13 protein-coding genes are annotated in these 15,492 nt (G+C 71.9%); 6 read left to right on the top strand and 7 right to left on the bottom strand.

Going from position 1 to position 15,492, the window contains the following annotated elements:
- Positions 1-32 precede the first annotated feature (32 nt).
- Together BM290_RS14645 and BM290_RS14640 are read left to right on the top strand one after the other, a co-directional pair.
- Positions 33-2,339: a HelD family protein gene (locus BM290_RS14645; RefSeq protein ID WP_093614170.1), complete on the top strand. Its 2,307-nt coding sequence runs from the start codon at positions 33-35 to the stop codon at positions 2,337-2,339.
- Between the two features lie 101 nt (positions 2,340-2,440).
- Positions 2,441-3,364: a GNAT family N-acetyltransferase gene (locus BM290_RS14640; RefSeq protein ID WP_093614168.1), complete on the top strand. Its 924-nt coding sequence runs from the start codon at positions 2,441-2,443 to the stop codon at positions 3,362-3,364.
- A 177-nt stretch (positions 3,365-3,541) separates the two neighbouring features.
- On the opposite strand, the gene BM290_RS14635 is transcribed toward BM290_RS14640, so the two are convergent.
- Positions 3,542-4,465 carry a sigma-70 family RNA polymerase sigma factor gene (locus tag BM290_RS14635; protein WP_093614166.1) on the bottom strand — a complete coding sequence of 308 codons (924 nt, stop codon included), beginning with the start codon at positions 4,463-4,465 and terminating at the stop codon, positions 3,542-3,544.
- Positions 4,466-4,971: 506 nt separating this feature from the next.
- Here BM290_RS14635 and BM290_RS14630 point away from each other — a divergent pair.
- Positions 4,972-5,472, top strand: coding sequence for a DUF456 domain-containing protein (locus BM290_RS14630; RefSeq protein ID WP_093614164.1), 501 nt, complete (start codon positions 4,972-4,974; stop codon positions 5,470-5,472).
- A 271-nt stretch (positions 5,473-5,743) separates the two neighbouring features.
- On the opposite strand, the gene BM290_RS14625 is transcribed toward BM290_RS14630, so the two are convergent.
- Together BM290_RS14625 and BM290_RS14620 are read right to left on the bottom strand one after the other, a co-directional pair.
- Positions 5,744-7,372, bottom strand: coding sequence for a D-alanyl-D-alanine carboxypeptidase family protein (locus tag BM290_RS14625; protein ID WP_342352056.1), 1,629 nt, complete (start codon positions 7,370-7,372; stop codon positions 5,744-5,746).
- Positions 7,369-7,800: a hypothetical protein gene (locus BM290_RS14620; RefSeq protein WP_093614162.1), complete on the bottom strand. Its 432-nt coding sequence runs from the start codon at positions 7,798-7,800 to the stop codon at positions 7,369-7,371. Before BM290_RS14620 ends, BM290_RS14625 begins: the two co-directional genes overlap by 4 nt.
- A 184-nt stretch (positions 7,801-7,984) precedes the next feature.
- Here BM290_RS14620 and BM290_RS14615 point away from each other — a divergent pair, with 184 nt between their 5' ends.
- The gene (locus tag BM290_RS14615) at positions 7,985-8,335 is read left to right on the top strand and encodes a histone-like nucleoid-structuring protein Lsr2 (RefSeq protein WP_093614160.1); all 351 of its coding nucleotides are present in this window, start codon (positions 7,985-7,987) and stop codon (positions 8,333-8,335) included.
- 584 nt (positions 8,336-8,919) lie between these two features.
- Here the strand turns inward: BM290_RS14615 and BM290_RS14610 are convergent.
- From BM290_RS14610 to BM290_RS14595, 4 genes are all read right to left on the bottom strand, one after another.
- Entirely contained in the window at positions 8,920-9,798 is an 879-nt protein-coding gene (locus BM290_RS14610; RefSeq protein WP_093614158.1) for an LLM class flavin-dependent oxidoreductase, read from the bottom strand.
- Between the two features lie 425 nt (positions 9,799-10,223).
- Positions 10,224-10,688: a MarR family winged helix-turn-helix transcriptional regulator gene (locus BM290_RS14605; protein WP_093614157.1), complete on the bottom strand. Its 465-nt coding sequence runs from the start codon at positions 10,686-10,688 to the stop codon at positions 10,224-10,226.
- Positions 10,689-10,764: 76 nt separating this feature from the next.
- Complete coding sequence (locus BM290_RS14600; RefSeq protein ID WP_093614155.1) at positions 10,765-11,907, bottom strand: PP2C family protein-serine/threonine phosphatase; 1,143 nt, start codon at positions 11,905-11,907, stop codon at positions 10,765-10,767.
- A 177-nt stretch (positions 11,908-12,084) separates the two neighbouring features.
- Positions 12,085-12,477: an ATP-binding protein gene (locus BM290_RS14595; RefSeq protein WP_093614153.1), complete on the bottom strand. Its 393-nt coding sequence runs from the start codon at positions 12,475-12,477 to the stop codon at positions 12,085-12,087.
- Between the two features lie 124 nt (positions 12,478-12,601).
- Here BM290_RS14595 and BM290_RS14590 point away from each other — a divergent pair, with 124 nt between their 5' ends.
- Both BM290_RS14590 and fgd read left to right on the top strand, forming a co-directional pair.
- Positions 12,602-14,422, top strand: a complete 1,821-nt coding sequence (locus tag BM290_RS14590; RefSeq protein ID WP_093614737.1) for a sigma-70 family RNA polymerase sigma factor — start codon at positions 12,602-12,604, stop codon at positions 14,420-14,422.
- A gap of 69 nt (positions 14,423-14,491) precedes the next feature.
- Entirely contained in the window at positions 14,492-15,490 is a 999-nt protein-coding gene (fgd, locus tag BM290_RS14585; protein WP_093614151.1) for a glucose-6-phosphate dehydrogenase (coenzyme-F420), read from the top strand.
- Positions 15,491-15,492 lie beyond the last annotated feature (2 nt).

Below are 15,492 nucleotides of genomic sequence, written 5' to 3'. Positions count from 1 at the left end.
GGCAACCATAAGAATGGCTGCCGAACGCCGGAATGATACCACAAAAAGGGGCGACTTTGTCAAGCTCGGGCGCCGACATCGATTCTGAGCAGGCGTACTTGACCACGCTCTACCAGCGCCTGGATCAATTGCGTGAGCAGGCCGACAACCGGCTGCGCGCGATCCTCCTGGAGGCGGGCGGCACCCCGCAGGGCCGCACCCAGCGGGAAGCCACCCGCGCCCACTATGCCGAACAACTGGCACAGTTCAATTCCGTCGAGAACGGGCTCTGTTTCGGGCGTCTCGACTTCTCCGCGGACAGTCCGCGCTATATCGGGCGGCTCGGCCTCTTCGCCGAGGACCGGGACGCCGGCCCACTCCTGGTGGACTGGCGCGCCCCCGCCGCCCGGCCGTTCTACCTGGCCACCGCGGTGCAGCCGGAGGGCGTCACCCGCCGCCGGCACCTGCGCACCCGAGGCCGGGTGCTCACCGGCATCGACGACGAGACCCTCGACATCGAGGCCGGTGACGGCACCGGGCGCGAGGACGTGACCGGCGAGGCCGCGCTGCTCTCCGCGCTGACCGCCAACCGGACCGGCCGGATGCGTGACATCGTCGAGACCATCCAGGCCGAGCAGGACGAGGTGATCCGCTCCGGGCTGCCGGGCGTCCTGGTCGTCCAGGGCGGGCCGGGCACCGGCAAGACCGCCGTCGCCCTGCATCGGGCGGCGTACCTGCTCTACACGTACCGGGAGCAGCTGACCCGCAGCGGCGTGCTGATCCTCGGGCCGAACACCACGTTCCTGCGCTACATCTCCCAGGTGCTGCCGGGCCTCGCGGAGACCGGTGTGCTGCTGGCCACCCTCGGCGACATGTTCCCCGGGGTCCGCGCGCACGCCGCCGAGCCACCGGCCGTCGCCGCGATCAAGGGAAGCGCCGACATGCTCGACGCCCTGGAGAACGCGGTGGCCGACCGGCAGACGGTGCCCGGCGACTTCGTCGAGGTCGACCACGACGGCTACCCGCTGCGCATCGAGCGCGAGGTGCTGCTCGCCGCCCGGACCGCGGCCCGCCGCTCGGGCCGCCCGCACAACGTGGCCCGGCAGATCTTCGTGACCGAGGCCATCCACCAGCTCTCCCAGCAGATCGCCGAGCGGATCGGCGCCGACCCGCTCGGCGGCGACAACCTGCTCTCCGAGGCCGACCTCGCCGAGACCCGCCGCGAGCTGCGCGAGGACATCGACGTCCAGCAGGCGCTCTTCGACTTCTGGCCGGTCCTTACCCCGCGCCAGGTGCTGCGCGACCTGCTCAGCGACGCCGACCGGCTGGAGTCGGCCGGGCTCCCGGCCGAGCTGCTGCGCGACCGGTCGGCGGGCTGGACCCCCGCCGACGTCCCGCTCCTCGACGAACTGGCCGAGCTCCTCGGCGTCGACGACACGCTGAAGGTCCGCGAGCAGCAACGGCAGAGAAAAGCGGCCATCGAGTACGCGGAGGGCGTCCTCGAGATCGTCGAGGGCTCCCGGTCGCTGGACTTCGAGGACGAGGGCGCCGAGAAGGACGAGATCCTGTCCGCCCTGGACGTGGTCGACGCGGGCGCGTTCGTCGAGCGGCACGAGGTGATCGACACCCGGACCGCCGCGGAACGGGCCGCCGCCGACCGTACCTGGGTTTTCGGGCACGTCATCGTGGACGAGGCGCAGGAGCTGTCGCCGATGGCCTGGCGGCTGCTCATGCGGCGCTGCCCGAGCCGGTCGATCACCGCGGTCGGCGACGTCGCCCAGACCTCGGAGCTGGCCGGCACCAGCAGCTGGGAGCAGGTCTTCGAGCCGTATGTGGCGCAGCGCTGGCGGATCGTCGAGCTGAGCGTCAACTACCGCACCCCGGCCGAGGTGATGGCGGTCGCGGCCGACGTGCTGGCCGCCGTCGATCCGGCGCTGCGGCCGCCGCGGTCGGTCCGGTCGGCAGGCGTGACGCCGTGGGCGCGGCGGGTGGCGCCCCTCGCCCTTTCCGGCGAGCTCATCGCAGAGGTACGGAAGGAAGCCGCCCTCATCGAGGAGGGCCGTCTCGGGGTCCTCGTCCCGGAGCGCCTGGAGGGCTCGCTCGGCGCCGATCTGCTCGCGGCCGTTCCCGGAGCGGCCGTCGGTGAGCAGCCCGACCTGCTCAACCACGTGGCGCTGATGACCGTTCGCCAGGCCAAGGGACTGGAGTTCGACTCGGTCCTGGTGGTGGCGCCGGACGAGATCATCGCCGAGTCGCCGCGGGGACTGTCCGATCTGTACGTGGCGGTCACCCGCGCCACCCGGCGTCTCGGGGTGCTGCACACCGAGGATCTCCCGAAGGTGCTCTCCTCGCTGTCCTGACTCTCGTGGTGACCTGTGGCCCGTGTCGAGCCGCAGGTCACCACGTGTCTCCTGCGGCGGGGCTGGCGCATTTGTCCGTTATGCGTATCTAGAGTGGCCGCGTGGCTGAATTCAGAGTGTCGGCGGCCAGCGCTGACGATGTGCGGGTGATCGCCGGGTGGGCGGTGGCCGAGGGCTGGAACCCGGGCGACGGCGACGAGAGCGCCTTCTTCCCGGCGGACCCCGGCGGGTTCCTGGTGGGACGGCTGGACGGGCGGCCGATCACGTCGATCTCCGCGATCCGCTACGGGACCGGACACGGCTTCATCGGGCTCTACCTGACCGTTCCGGAGTTCCGCGGGCGCGGCTTCGGGTACCGGACCTGGCAGGCCGGCATCGAACGGCTCGCCGGACGCAACATCGGGCTCGACGGGGTCGTCGCGCAACAGGACAACTATCGGAAGTCGGGCTTCCGGGACGCCTGGACCACCACCCGATACCAGGGCGTCCTCGGCGGGCTGCGACGCGACACCGGCATCGAGGTCACCGATGCCCGCAGCGTGGCGTTCACCGACCTGGCCGCGTACGACCGGCGGTTCTTCCCGGCCGAGCGGGACGCCTTCCTCGCCCTGTGGATCACGCTGCCCGGGCGGCGGGCCGTCGTCGCACGCCGCGGCGGCGCCGTCGTCGGTTTCGCGGCGCGCCGGCCGGCCGGCGACGTCGACCGGATCGGGCCGCTGTTCGCCGACTCACCGGAGATCGCCGAGTCACTGCTCGCCTCACTCAGCGTTCCCGGCGGGGTACGGCCGGCCGGCGCCGAACTGATCAGCGGCGGAACCGCCCTGCTCGGCGGCGGAGTCGTACCGGCCGCCGGCGACGAGGTGCCGGTCATGATCGACGTGCCGGCCGGGCACCAGGAAGCCGTGCGGCTCGCCGAACGGGCGGGACTCAAAGCCGCCTGGGACACGGCACGGATGTACACCGGCGGCGTCCCCGAGATCGACCGCGCCGGGATCTACGCCGTCACGTCCCTCGAACTGGGCTGACCCCCGAACCCGGTGAGGCTCCCACCGTGTCTCGGGACACCGTGGGAGCCTCACCGTTTCAGCACGGGGCGCGGGACGGACACCGGTCCGGTGGGTACGCGTGGCCGTACCCCTCCCGGGTCCCGGCGTCCTGAGACGCCGAGCCGGTCCGCATCGCGCCCGTCCGTATCGCGGATGTCAGGCGGCCGGAGCCGGCTTGACGCCGCGGCCGATCGCCGTGTGACCCTGCGCGTTCGTCATCGCCAGACGGCTGCGCATCGTGGTGTTGTTGGCGATGTTCGCGTAGTAGGTGGCGCGGCGGCGGGCCGTGATGCTCTCCGGGTTCTCCGGGACCGGTGCCAGCTCCGGGTTCAGGTGCGTGTTCAGGCCGTCCCGCAGCAGCGACAGCGCCTCGGCCCGCAGCTGCGAGACCCGCGACTCGGTGACGCCCAGGTCAGCCGCGATGTCCGCCATCGGGCGCTCCTGCAGGAAGTACTCGGTGACGACCGTCTGCAGACGCTCCGGCAGCGAGTCGATGGCGTGGTGCAGGTAGCCGATCTGCTCCCGGCGCAGCAGCATCTCCTCAGGGCCCGGCTCACGCTCGGTGACCAGGTCGTCGGCACTGCTGGTGGTGAAGCCCTGCAACGACAGCACAGTCGCGCGCTGCACGTCGGTGTCGGTCTGGTGCAGGTCCGTCGTCGTGGTGCCCAGCGCCTGCGCCAGCTCCTCCGGAGTCGGCGTGCGGCCCAGCGTGGTGGTCAGCTGCTGGCGCGTGACGTCGGTGTTGCGGGCCTTCGACCGCACCGAACGGGTCGCCCAGTCCAGCGCGCGAAGCTCGTCGAGCAGAGCGCCGCGGATCCGGGTGCCGGCGAACCGGTGGAACGGCACACCCCGCTGCGGGTCCCAGCCGCGGGCCGCCGTGACCAGAGCGTGCAGGCCGGCGCTGGTCAGGTCATCGCGGTGGATGTGGTTCGGGATCCGGCTCAGCATGTCCCGCACCAGGTGGCCGACCAGCGGCATGTGCGTACGGATCAGGTCCTCCTGCTCCCGCACGCTGAGCACAGGCGTGGCGGAAGCGGTGTCGGCGGTGAGGTCGGCAGCGGTCGTCACGGTGCTGGTCATCTGGTTTCCCCCGGTTGCTCGTCGGCGCCCCTGGCTGGGTGGGCACCGGCTGACAGGAGAAACTTTCAAGTGCGGAGGGTGCGTGCTCCGGTCACGGACAGTTGCCTACCGGTTGCTTCAAATCGGCCCGCTCTCGGCCGCGCCCGGCCCCGCCTTGGCCGCGCCCGGCCCGCCTTGGCCTGGCCCGCCTTGGCCCGGTCCGCTTGGCCTGGCCCGGCCCGCATCGCCCGCCGGTCCGTTTCGCCTGGTGGTCGGCCCACTGGTTCTGGCTCGCTGTGTCTCGCTTGCCTGGCCGGTCTGCCGGGTGCTGGCATTGCCTTGCTGTGCCTTGCTCGCCGGGCCGGCTGGCCTGCTGGATGCCGGCCCGGCCGGATCGGGCCGCTTGCTCTGGCGGTGCGGGTTGATCGGCCTTTCTCGTTTCGGGGCGCTGTGTTCGCGATGGCCTTCCATCGGCGGGTCAGGGGTCCGGTTGAGAGTTCCCGTGCGGGTGCGGCAAGGTGTGCCGCATGGATCTGAGCGACACGAGCGCGGCCGTCACCCTCGTCTCCGGCCTTGTGATCTTGACCGGGGTGATCGGCGTGCTTCTGCCGATCCTGCCCGGACTGCTGCTGACCTGGGGTGGCGTGCTGCTCTGGGCGCTGCTCGGCGGCGGTTCCGGTGGCGCCCGGCTGCTGGTCGCCGTGCTCGCCACGCTGATCGCCGGGATCGGGATGGTGGTCAAGTTCGTATGGCCCGGCAAGAAGCTGAAGGACACCGGTGTCCCGGCCGCGGCCGTCGCGGTCGGTGGTGCCCTCGGCCTGATCGGCTTCTTCCTGGTGCCGGTTGTCGGCCTGGTGCTGGGCTTCATCCTCGGCGTCTGGCTGATGGAGCTACGCCGCCTGGGTTCCGAGCGGGCCTGGCCGTCGACCCGCGCCGCGATCGCCGTGGTCGGCCTGTCCCTCCTGGTGGAACTCGCCTCGGCCCTGCTGATCGCCGTCCTCTGGCTCTTCGGCCTGGCCTTCTCGTAACCGAACCTCAGGCTGTGGCCGGCCCCGATCTCAGCCTGTCGTCGGCATCGGCTTCAGCCTGTGGCCGGCCCCGGTCTCAGCCTATCGTCGGCCTCGGCTTCAGCCTGTGGCCAGCTCCGGTCTCAGCGTGTGGCCAGCTCCGGTCTCAGCCTGTGGCGGGCTCCGGTTTCAGCCTGTGGCCGGCCTCGATCTCAGCCTGTGGCCGGCCTCGGTCTCGGCATGTTGTCAGCCCGGCCCCGGGCTGTCGCCAGCCCCGGCGTCGGCGGAGCCGCTAGGCGGATGGTCGCTGGTGAGGCGGACTCTGCCGGCGGCGCTGGCGTCGCTGGGTCAGCAGGAGCAGCAGGGGGATGGCGGTCAGCGTGGCTGCCACCGAGACGGCCGCGACCACCGTGAGCCCGGTCGGTCCGCTCGGGTGGGCTGCCTGGACGGCCTCGCCGCCTCCGCCCGCGCTGGTCGACTCCGGGGTGGCCGATGACGCCTCGGCAGCCGCCGCGACCTCCTCCGGTGTGACGAGCTTGCCGACCGATGCGCCGGCCGGCAGGGAGAAGCCCCAGTCGAGCAGCGCGGCGCCCTGCTCCCACCCGCGCAACGGCCGGGCCTCGGCGCCGAGGACGGTGGCGACCAGGGTTCGCCCGTTGCGGGTGGCGGCGCCGACGTAACTGTGCCGGGCCAGATCGGTGAAGCCGGTCTTCCCACCGAGCGCGCCCGGGTAGTTGTAGATCAGCTTGTTCTCGTTCTGGAACTGGAACCCGCCGGCCTTCGGCTTCTTCTGAGCGGGCATCTGCGCCGTCTTCGTGAGCACATACTTGCGGAAGTCGGCGTTGGCGAAACAGACCCGGGCGATGAGCGCCAAGTCGTACGCGCTGGTGAACTGCCCTTTGCCGTCGAGGCCGGAGGGTGTGACCGCATGCGTCTGGCGTGCGCCGAGCGCCGCGGCCTTGGCGTTCATCGCGGCGACCGTCTTCCGCAGACCGTCGGTGCCGCCGCCACCGGCCAACCTGGCGAGCGCGTTGGCCGCGTCGTTGCCGGAGTTGAGCATCAGACCCAGCCACAGCGTCGAGATCGAGTATGTGCCGCCGACCACCAGGCCGACGGCCGAGCTACCCGGTTCGATGTCGAGGTCGCCGCGGGTGACGGTCATCTTACGGGCCGGGTCGAGCTGATCGATCGCGGTCGCGGCCAGCAGCATCTTCTGCACGCTGGCGGGAGTCTGGTGCACGTGCGGGCCGCACGCGCCGAGCACCTCGCCGGTGCCGAGGTCGGCGACCAGCCAAGTGGTCGCGGTGAGCGCCGGTGGACTGGCGCTGCCTTCCGGGACGACCAGCCCGTGCGTCGCGAGAGCCTGGCCGCCGACCGTCATGTCCTCGGCCACCTCGGCGGGCGGCGTGGGTCGTGGCGGAGCGCTCGGCTTGGCGATCTTCGGCTTGGGACAGGGCACTTCGGCGAGGGCCTGCGAGACGGTACGGAGGGAGACGCCGGCCCGCGCGGTGGTGCTGCCTGAAGTGACGCTCTGCGCGGTTACGTTGCCTGAAGTGACGCTCTGCGCGGTGACGTTGTCCGATACGACGCTCTGCGCGGTGGTGCTACCCGACGCCGCGGCGTGTGTCTCGACGCTCAGCGAAGGGGCATGGCCGGCAGCAATGTCGGGTGTCGCCGCGTCGAGGCCAACTGCGGTGGCGGTGTCGAAAGCATCGGCGGCGGTATTCAGAGCCGTGGCGGTGGCGGCGTTGAGAGCCGTGGCGGTGCCGGGAATGGTGGTGCGGAGAGCCGTGGCGGTGCCAGGGGCTGGGGCCGGCGGCCGGTCGGGGGAGGCGGGCGTGCCGTGGAGCGGGACCGCGGGCGTGCCGTGGAGCGGGACGGCCAGCAGGAACGCGGCCAGCGCCGCCGGGAGGGTCCTCACGGCCAGCGGTCGCCGGCGGTCAACCGGCGCTCCAGCAGGGTGGCCAGGGGGATCGGGTCGCCGTCGCCCCCGCCGGCGCCGACGATGAGACGGGCGGCGCTGGGGGACAGGTCGGCTCCGGCGAACCGGGCGCGCAACGACGGGGCGACGGTGAGCACGTAGTAGCCACCGTCCTCGCCCACCGCGACCGAGCGGTCGGACTTGAGATACCACCCGCGGACGTGGGTCTTGTAGGTCGACCGGCCGTCCAGGCTGCGCGCGCTCAGCACGTGGGGCCGCAGCCCGAGCTCACCGGCCCGGTGGACGAAGTCGTCGAGCAGGGCCTCGGCCCGGCGCGTCTCCGCGGCCCGGTCGGCCTCCAGAGCGGCGGCGCGAACGGCCACGGCACGCCGTTGCTGCTCCCGCCAGGCGGCCTGCTCGTCCTGCATGGCGCCGACCCTAACGTGGGAACCCGGCCCTCGGCCAACCGGGCTTTGACGGATTCGCCTCCCATTCCCGGTCCCATTCCGATAACCGACGGGAAAGAATTGCCGGATCGCGGTCAGGAGTTGCGCGGCGGACCGGTTGCGCGCCAGACTGGGCGCGGTTGAATTATTCATCTCGGGAGTCGTTATGGCGCGGCAGGTAATCACCACCCTGATCGACGATCTGGACGGCAACAAGGCGGATCGGACTGTCGAGTTCAGTCTCGACGGCGTCAGCTACACGATCGACCTTTCCGAGGCCAATGCCGGAAAGCTGCGTAAGGCTCTGGACCCGTTCATCAGTGCGGGCACTCGTCTGGGCCGCACCACGTCGGCGCGCATCCCGTCGCGTGGCGCTGCTCCTGTCCGGACCGCCGGCTCGCGCGACGAGAACCGGTTGATCCGCGAGTGGGCGATCAGCAACGGGCACAAAATCTCCGAGCGGGGCCGCATTCCGCAGGAGGTCAGCAACGCCTACCGGGCCGCGCACGGCCGCTGATTCGTGCCGTTGTCGCCGTGCCGGCACCGGACCGGCACGGCGAGTGGCCGCCGCCCCGCAGCGGGCTCGCGTGAGAAATCCCACTCGATCTTCGCCGAATCGTTAACAGTCCGAATTGGACGGCGAAATACTTTCCGGGCGCCGAGCCGCAAAGGCGCGACGCGCAGCGAAGACCCAGCGGACGAGCAGCAAATGCCCAGCCGACGAGCAGCAAAGGCGGCCCGTCGCGGCGATTGATCCGCCTGCCTGCCGCAAAGCCCGCCCGCCTGCCCCGAGCCCGGGCGTCCGGCTGCCCTAATGCCTGCCCGGCGGCGGCCAAGCTCGCCCGCGCGTCTGCCCTAATGCCTGCCCGGCGGCGGCCAAGCTCGCCCGCGTGTCTGCCCTAATGCCTGCCAGGTGGCGGCCGAGCCCGCCCGCGTGTCTGCCGTAATGCCTGCCCGGCGGCGGCCGAGCCCGCGCGCCCGGCAGCCGCAACGCGCGCGTCTACCGCCAAGCTCAGCCGGCGGGGTGCAACGCCCGGTCGGCGGGCGCGATGGCGCCCGGGGCGCGATCGGTGATCGGTCCAGGCCGCGGCCGGTGAGGGATCAGAGACGCAGGCGAGGCAGTTCGCCGGCGACGGCCTCCAGCACCGTCTCGTCGCCGGCATACCAGCTCGACTCCCGCGGCCAGTGCGTGATCACGTCGGTGAATCCGAGTTCGCGGGCGCGGCCGACAGCGTCGGTGAAGGCCTCCACGCTGCTCATCGAGAAGATCGGTGACGTGTCCAGGTTCAGGTAGCGGTCCACCGAGTCCAGGGGGCGGCCGGCCGCCTCCAGCGTGGCGGTGAATCGGTCGCCGAGCACGGCGACCTCCTTCCACCACAGTTCGGCGTTGTCCACGTGCTGCGGGCCGGTGGTGACCCAGCCATCGCCGTGCCGGGCGGCGAGGCGCAGGGCCCGCGGGCCGTTGGCGGCGACCACGAACGGCGGCCGCGGCTGCTGGACCGGGCCGGGGATGCTGCGGGCGTCGACGGCCGAGAACCAGTCGCCGGACCAGGTGGTCGCCGGCTGCCGCAGGATGGTGTCGAACAGTTCCAGGAATTCGGCGAACCGGTCGACCCGGGCGCGAGGTGTGAGTTCCGGCTGCCCGAGGACCGCCGAGTCGAAGCCGATGCCGCCGGCGCCCAGGCCGAGGATGAGCCGGCCCGCCGAGATGTCGTCGAGGGCGGTGGCCTCGCGCGCGAAGTGCACCGGGTGGCGGAAGTTCGGCGTCGCCACATACGTGCCGAGGCGGATCCGGGAGGTGACCAGGGCGGCCGCCGTCAGGGTCGGCACCGAGTCGAACCACGGGCCGGCGATGAGGTCACGCCAGCCGAGATGGTCGTACGTCCAAGCATGGTCGAAGCCGTACTCGTCGGCGAGTCGCCAGCGACGGCTCGCGACGGCCCAGCGCTGGTCGGGAAGGATCACGATGCCGATACGCACCCGCGGAAGCCTACCGGGACGCCGAAGCCACCCCGGCGGGCCTCACCGGAGGCCGGTAGAAGGAAGCCCGGGCGACGGCGGCAGGGCAGGCCGGGGGAAGCCTGGCAGGGCGGGCAGGCGGGATGCCGGCAGGCGGGCAAGCGGGATGCCGGCAAGCGGGATGCCGGCAGGCGGGATGCCGACAGAGCGGGCAAGCGGGATGCCGGCGGTGCGGGCGGGCGGATGCCGGCAGAGCAGACCAGGGGAAACGGCGATAGCAGGCCGGTCGAAGGCGGCAGAGCACGCCGGGCAACGAGGCAAGACGATCGCAGGTGAAGAAGGGAAGCGGAAGGAGGGGAGGGGCGAAAGGGAGGAGGAGGAAGACGGGAGAAGGGGAAGACGGGAGAAGAGGAAGACGGGAGAAGGGGAAGGGCGAGCGGCGACGTTCAGGCGCTCTGGCGGGCCTGGCTGCCCGGGGCCTCCGGCACGGCCGCCGCCCCTTCGAAGGCCTGCAACGCCCGCAGCAGGTCCTGCTGGGCGGCTGCCGGCATGCGTCCCAGGACGTCGGCGAGGGCGGCCCGGCGGCGTTCCCGCAGGTCGGCCAGGAGGCGCCGGGACGCCGAGGTGAGCAGCAGCCGTACCTCGCGCCGGTCTCGTGGGTCGGCGACGCGGCGCAACAGGCCGGTCGCCTCCAGGCGGTCGCAGAGGCGGCTCGCCGACGACGGCACCACGTCGAGGGCTTCGGCGAGCCGGCTCATGTTGGTGTGCCGGTTGCCGGCGACTATGGTCAGCACGCGCAGCTGGGCGGGCGGCACCGGGGGCTGCTGGGCGAGCCTGGCCCGTTCGAGGACGGCCACCAGCGCCTCCACCGACGACTCGACAGCCTCGGCGATCTCGGTGGCACGATCCATCCCGTATCCCCGTCATCGCAAGTCGCGGGCCCGTGAACCTGCATGTATACCCGGTCCGGCGCTGCCGGAAACAAGATCAGCGTCGCCAATCCAGGCAGACCATGACAGCGTCGTCCTCCGGGTCGGCGCCGGCGTGGTATTCGCGCAGGCCTCGCAACACCGTACCGACCGCCTCGGTGGCGGGCTGCAACCGTGTCCGCCGAAGTGCGCTGAGCAGCCCGGATTCGCCGAATCGGGGGAGCCCTGTCGGGGTGGCGGCGTGTACGCCGTCGCTGACCACCAGCATCCGGTCGCCGGGTTCGAGCTGGAATCGCTGGATCTCGTAGTGCGCCTCGGCGAACATGCCGAGCGGCAGCTGCTGCTCCAGCGGCACCTGCTCGATGCCGCTGCCACGGGCGATCAGGCAGTGCGGCGAGCCGGCGTCGACGGCGGCCACTCCACCGCTCACCAGGTCGATCTCCAGGAGCAGGGTGGCGGCGTGGACGGTCCCGGCGTATCGGGAGTGGACCGCGTCGGAGGCGAGTTCGGCCTGCTCGACGATGTCGGCCCCGAAGCGGCGGGCGTTGCGCATGGCGTTGACGGCCAGGGAGGTGAGCAGGGCGGCCTCCATTCCGTCGCCGTGCCCGTTGAGCACGGTCAGGGTCAGCCGGTCGCCGTCGAGGGCCCAGTCGAAGTGGTCGCCGCGGACGTCGTACGCCGGCTCGAGCTGACCGGCCACCAGGAACCGGTCGTCGCCGAGGGCGCGGCCGGGCAGCAGATCCCACTGCAGCTCGGCGGCCATGGTGAGCCGTCCGCGGCGGCGCGCCCGGTGGTACCGGTCGGTGGAGATCTCGGCGGCCCGCAACGCGGTGGCCAGGTCGTCGCTGTCGGCGGCGAGCCGCTCGGACAGGTCGTCGGAGGGCTGTGCGGGCAGTTCGACGCGGAGCACGCCGACCCGCTCGCCCCAGCAGGTGAGGGGCAGGTGCAGCCGGACCTGGCCGGTGGGGGCGCGCTCGACGCAGGGCTGCTGGCTGGCGAAGCAGCGCAGGGCGGTGGTCGCGTCGGCGGGCTCGGGGTCGCCGAGCAGCGGCTGCAGGCGGGTGCCGGTGAGGTCGGGCACCAGCACCTGGACGGCGCCGGCGGCGAAGTGGCGCCGGAGGTGCTCGGCGGCGGCCTCGGGCAGGCGGTCGGGCGGCGCGGCCCGTAGGAGCGAGCCGAGGGGTGCCGGCTGATCGGACATTTCCAGACTCCTCTCACGAAGCGACGTGCTGAGCGACGGCGGCGGACAACGGACACGAGCGACGGGACGTTCGACGGCGTGCGCCATCGAACGCCGAAGGACGGCGCTGGTTATTTGTTATACGGCAACCAAATCGCGCCGGGGTACCCCACCCAGGGCGACCCGGCGCGACAGGCCTCAGGCGAAGGACTTCTCGAAGTGGATCAGGCTTCCACTGCGCGGGCTGGAGTGCATGCGAACGTTCTCGCCCAGCGCCTTGATCAGGAGAAGGCCCCGCCCGCGCTCGCTGGTCGGCGACGGCGTGGCGTCCACCGCGGGGTCGAAGCCGGAACCGTCGTCCATCACGTCGATGGAGCAGTGGTCCTCGCCGACGTCCAGGCGGACCTCGAACTTCTCCGCCCCCGCGGCGTGCTTCACCACGTTGGCGCACGCCTCGGTGAGGGCGATCTCCAGATCGGCGCCGGCCTGACCGTCCACGCGGAGGATGGTCAGGGCGCACCGCAACAGCCGGCGCACGGCGGGGACGCTGTCCACCTCACGGGGCAGATTGAGCCGAACCGACATGCGCATGCCGCTTTCTGTGCCCGATCCGCCGCCCGGCTAACCGTGACGCTGATGACCCGATCGCTGATTCGTGTTATCCATGTGGGCCGCGCCCGTCTCCCTGTGCAGCGGATACACGGAGTGGAGAGACATGGTGGGACAACCTGACACGGCGACCGTCGTCGCGGCCCGCGCCGGCGATCCGGTGGCGGTCGACCGGCTGGTGGCCGGATATCTGCCGCTGGTCTACACCATCGTGGGCCGGGCTCTGGAGGGCCACGCCGACGTCGACGACGTGGTGCAGGAGGTCATGCTCCGGGTGCTGCGCAACCTGGGCGAGCTGCGCGACCCCGCGGCGTTCCGTTCGTGGCTCGTCGCTATCACCGTGCGTCAGGTCCGGGAACGCTTTCGCGCCCGGCCGCCGGCTGACCCGCTCGATCCGGATCTGCGTGATCCGGGCGCCGACTTCACCGATCTGGCGATCACCCGGCTCGAACTGTCCGGGCAGCGCCGGGAGACCGCCGAGGCCACCCGCTGGCTCGACGACGACAACCGCGAGCTGCTCTCGCTGTGGTGGCTGGAGGCCTCCGGCGAACTCACCCGGGACGAGATCGTCGAGGCCAGCGGCCTCGGCCGCCAGCATGCGGCGGTCCGCATCCAGCGGATGAAGGCCCAGCTGGAGACGGCCCGGGCGGTGGTCCGGGCGCTGCACGGCCCACACTGCGCGGACCTGGCCGGCGTTCTCATGGGCTGGGACGGCCGTCCCAGCGCGCTCTGGCGCAAGCGCATCGCACGGCACACCCGCGACTGCCGTCTCTGCGCGCCGGCCTGGCAGAACCTCGTCGAGGCGGAGAGGCTGCTGGCCGGGATGGCGCTCATCCCCCTGCGGCCGGGCCTCGCGCTTTTCAAAATCAACACCATCGGGGGTACGGCCACCGGCGCCGTTTCCACAGCGGCCACCGCGGCGCCCGCCCAGATCGTGGCGAAGACCGGTGGCATCGTGGCCCAGAAGGTGCTCGCCGGCCTGCTGGCGACGGGAGTCGTGGCTGGTGGCGGGGCGGCCGTCTGGTCGTACAACACCCCGGCGGAGCCCCTTGCCCCCGCGGCCGCCGTCGCCTCACCGCAAGCACCGCCCGCGTCGGCCGCCGCGCCCTCGCCCACGCCGTCGGTGACCCGGCCGTCGCCGTCTCCCTCCCGCACCTCGCCGTCGGCGCCCGCCGCGCCGCCGGTGACGAACGCCTCCGCCAAGAAGGGCGCCGCGGTGTGGAAGTTCGCCGGCGCGAAAGGGGCGCTCAAGGACGTCGGCGCGTCCTGGTACTACTCCTGGTCGGCGAACGACAACGAGGTGCCCGGCCCGGCGGACGTCGAGTTCGTGCCGATGGTCTGGGGCGCCGCCAACGTCACCGACGCCACCCTCAAGGAGGTCAAGGCCGAGGGCGACGTGCTGCTCGGCTTCAACGAGCCCGACCTGGCCGAGCAGTCGAACATGACCGTCGAGGCCGCCCTCGCCGCCTGGCCGAGACTGGAGGCGACCGGGATGAAGCTGGTCAGCCCGGCCGTCGCGTTCGGCGGCGACACGGCCGGCGGCTGGCTGGACCGCTTCATGGCCGGCGCGAAGTCGAAGGGCCTGCGGGTCGACGCGATCGCCCTGCACTGGTACGGCTCCGACTTCAGCGCCGCGTCGGTCAACCAGTTCCTCGGCTACGTCGACGCCGTCCACCGGCGCTACGGCAAGCCCATCTGGATCACCGAGTTCGGCCTGATCAACTTCGGCGGCTCGCCGAAGTACGCCAGCGACGCCCAGAAGGTGGCGTTCATCAAGGGCGCCACCACAGGGCTGGAGAAACGGTCGTACGTCGAGCGCTACGCCTACTTCGGGCTGCCCGCCGTGGGCGACAGCGTCGACTTCGGGCTCTACCGCGACGCCGACAGCCCCACCGCGGCCGGGAAGGCGTACCGGGCGGCCGGGTGACCGGTTCCACAAGGGAGTCCCCACGCGGAACGGGGGTCCCGGCCGCCGGGGCGGGGCTAGTCTTCGGTAATGATTCGGTTCGGGTACAAGGCGTCGGCGGAGCAGTTCGCGCCGGCTGAGCTGCTCAAATACGGCATTCTGGCGGAGGAGCTGGGCTTCGACTCGGTCTTCGTCAGCGATCACCTGCAACCGTGGCGGCACGACGGCGGCCACGCCCCGGCCGCCCTGCCCTGGCTCGGGGCGCTCGCCGCCCGTACCGAGCGGGTGCTGATCGGCACCAGCGTGCTGACCCCGACCTTCCGTTACCACCCGGCGGTCGTGGCGCAGGCCTTCGCCACCCTCGGCTGCCTCGCCCCGGGCCGCGCGGTCCTCGGCGTCGGCTCCGGCGAGTCGCTCAACGAGGTGCTGCTCGGCACCCAGTGGCCGGACGGCAAGGAGCGGTTCGCCCGTCTCAAGGAGGCGGTCCTGCTCATCCAGAAGCTGTGGGCCGAGGACCGGGTGACGTACGAGGGGCAGTTCTACAAGACGGAGAACGCCACCATCTACGACAAGCCGGACGTGCCCGTGCCGATCTACATCGGCGCCTCCGGCCCGGCCGCCACCCGCCTCGCCGGCCGGATCGCCGACGGGTTCATCACCACCAGCGGCAAGGGGCACGCGCTCTACACCGACACGCTGCTCCCGGCCGTCACCGAGGGCGCCGAGAAAGCCGGTCGCAAGATCGACGACCTGGACCTGCTGATCGAGGTCAAGGTGTCCTTCGACGACGACATCGAGCGGGCCCGCAACGACACCCACTACTGGGGCGCGCTGGCGCTGTCCCCGGAGGAGAAGACCGGCGTCGAGGACCCGGTCGAGATGCAGCGCCTGGCCGACGCGCTCCCGGTCGAGCGGACCGCCACCCGCTGGATCGTCTCCTCCGACCCGGACGAGCACGTCGCCAAGGTGGCCGAATACCTCGACATGGGCTTCAAGCACCTGGTCTTCCACGCGCCCGGCCCGGACCAGGAGCGTTTCCTGCGCCTCTACTCGGAGCAGATCCTCCCGCAGCTCCGCTCCCGCACCTGAGC

Origin of the sequence: Actinoplanes philippinensis, assembly GCF_900113015.1 — a bacterium.
GTDB lineage: Bacteria > Actinomycetota > Actinomycetes > Mycobacteriales > Micromonosporaceae > Actinoplanes > Actinoplanes philippinensis.
Note: the sequence above shows the minus strand (reverse complement) of the source record. Positions and strands in the feature narration are given on the sequence as shown.

Coding starts and splice junctions, on each gene's coding strand:
- BM290_RS14645 (WP_093614170.1), top strand. CDS start 33: ATGATACCACAAAAAGGGGCGACTTTGTCAAGCTCGGGCGCCGACATC.
- BM290_RS14635 (WP_093614166.1), bottom strand. CDS start 4,465: ATGACCAGCACCGTGACGACCGCTGCCGACCTCACCGCCGACACCGCT.
- BM290_RS14630 (WP_093614164.1), top strand. CDS start 4,972: ATGGATCTGAGCGACACGAGCGCGGCCGTCACCCTCGTCTCCGGCCTT.
- BM290_RS14620 (WP_093614162.1), bottom strand. CDS start 7,800: ATGCAGGACGAGCAGGCCGCCTGGCGGGAGCAGCAACGGCGTGCCGTG.
- BM290_RS14615 (WP_093614160.1), top strand. CDS start 7,985: ATGGCGCGGCAGGTAATCACCACCCTGATCGACGATCTGGACGGCAAC.
- BM290_RS14605 (WP_093614157.1), bottom strand. CDS start 10,688: ATGGATCGTGCCACCGAGATCGCCGAGGCTGTCGAGTCGTCGGTGGAG.
- BM290_RS14600 (WP_093614155.1), bottom strand. CDS start 11,907: ATGTCCGATCAGCCGGCACCCCTCGGCTCGCTCCTACGGGCCGCGCCG.
- BM290_RS14595 (WP_093614153.1), bottom strand. CDS start 12,477: ATGCGCATGTCGGTTCGGCTCAATCTGCCCCGTGAGGTGGACAGCGTC.
- BM290_RS14590 (WP_093614737.1), top strand. CDS start 12,602: ATGGTGGGACAACCTGACACGGCGACCGTCGTCGCGGCCCGCGCCGGC.
- fgd (WP_093614151.1), top strand. CDS start 14,492: ATGATTCGGTTCGGGTACAAGGCGTCGGCGGAGCAGTTCGCGCCGGCT.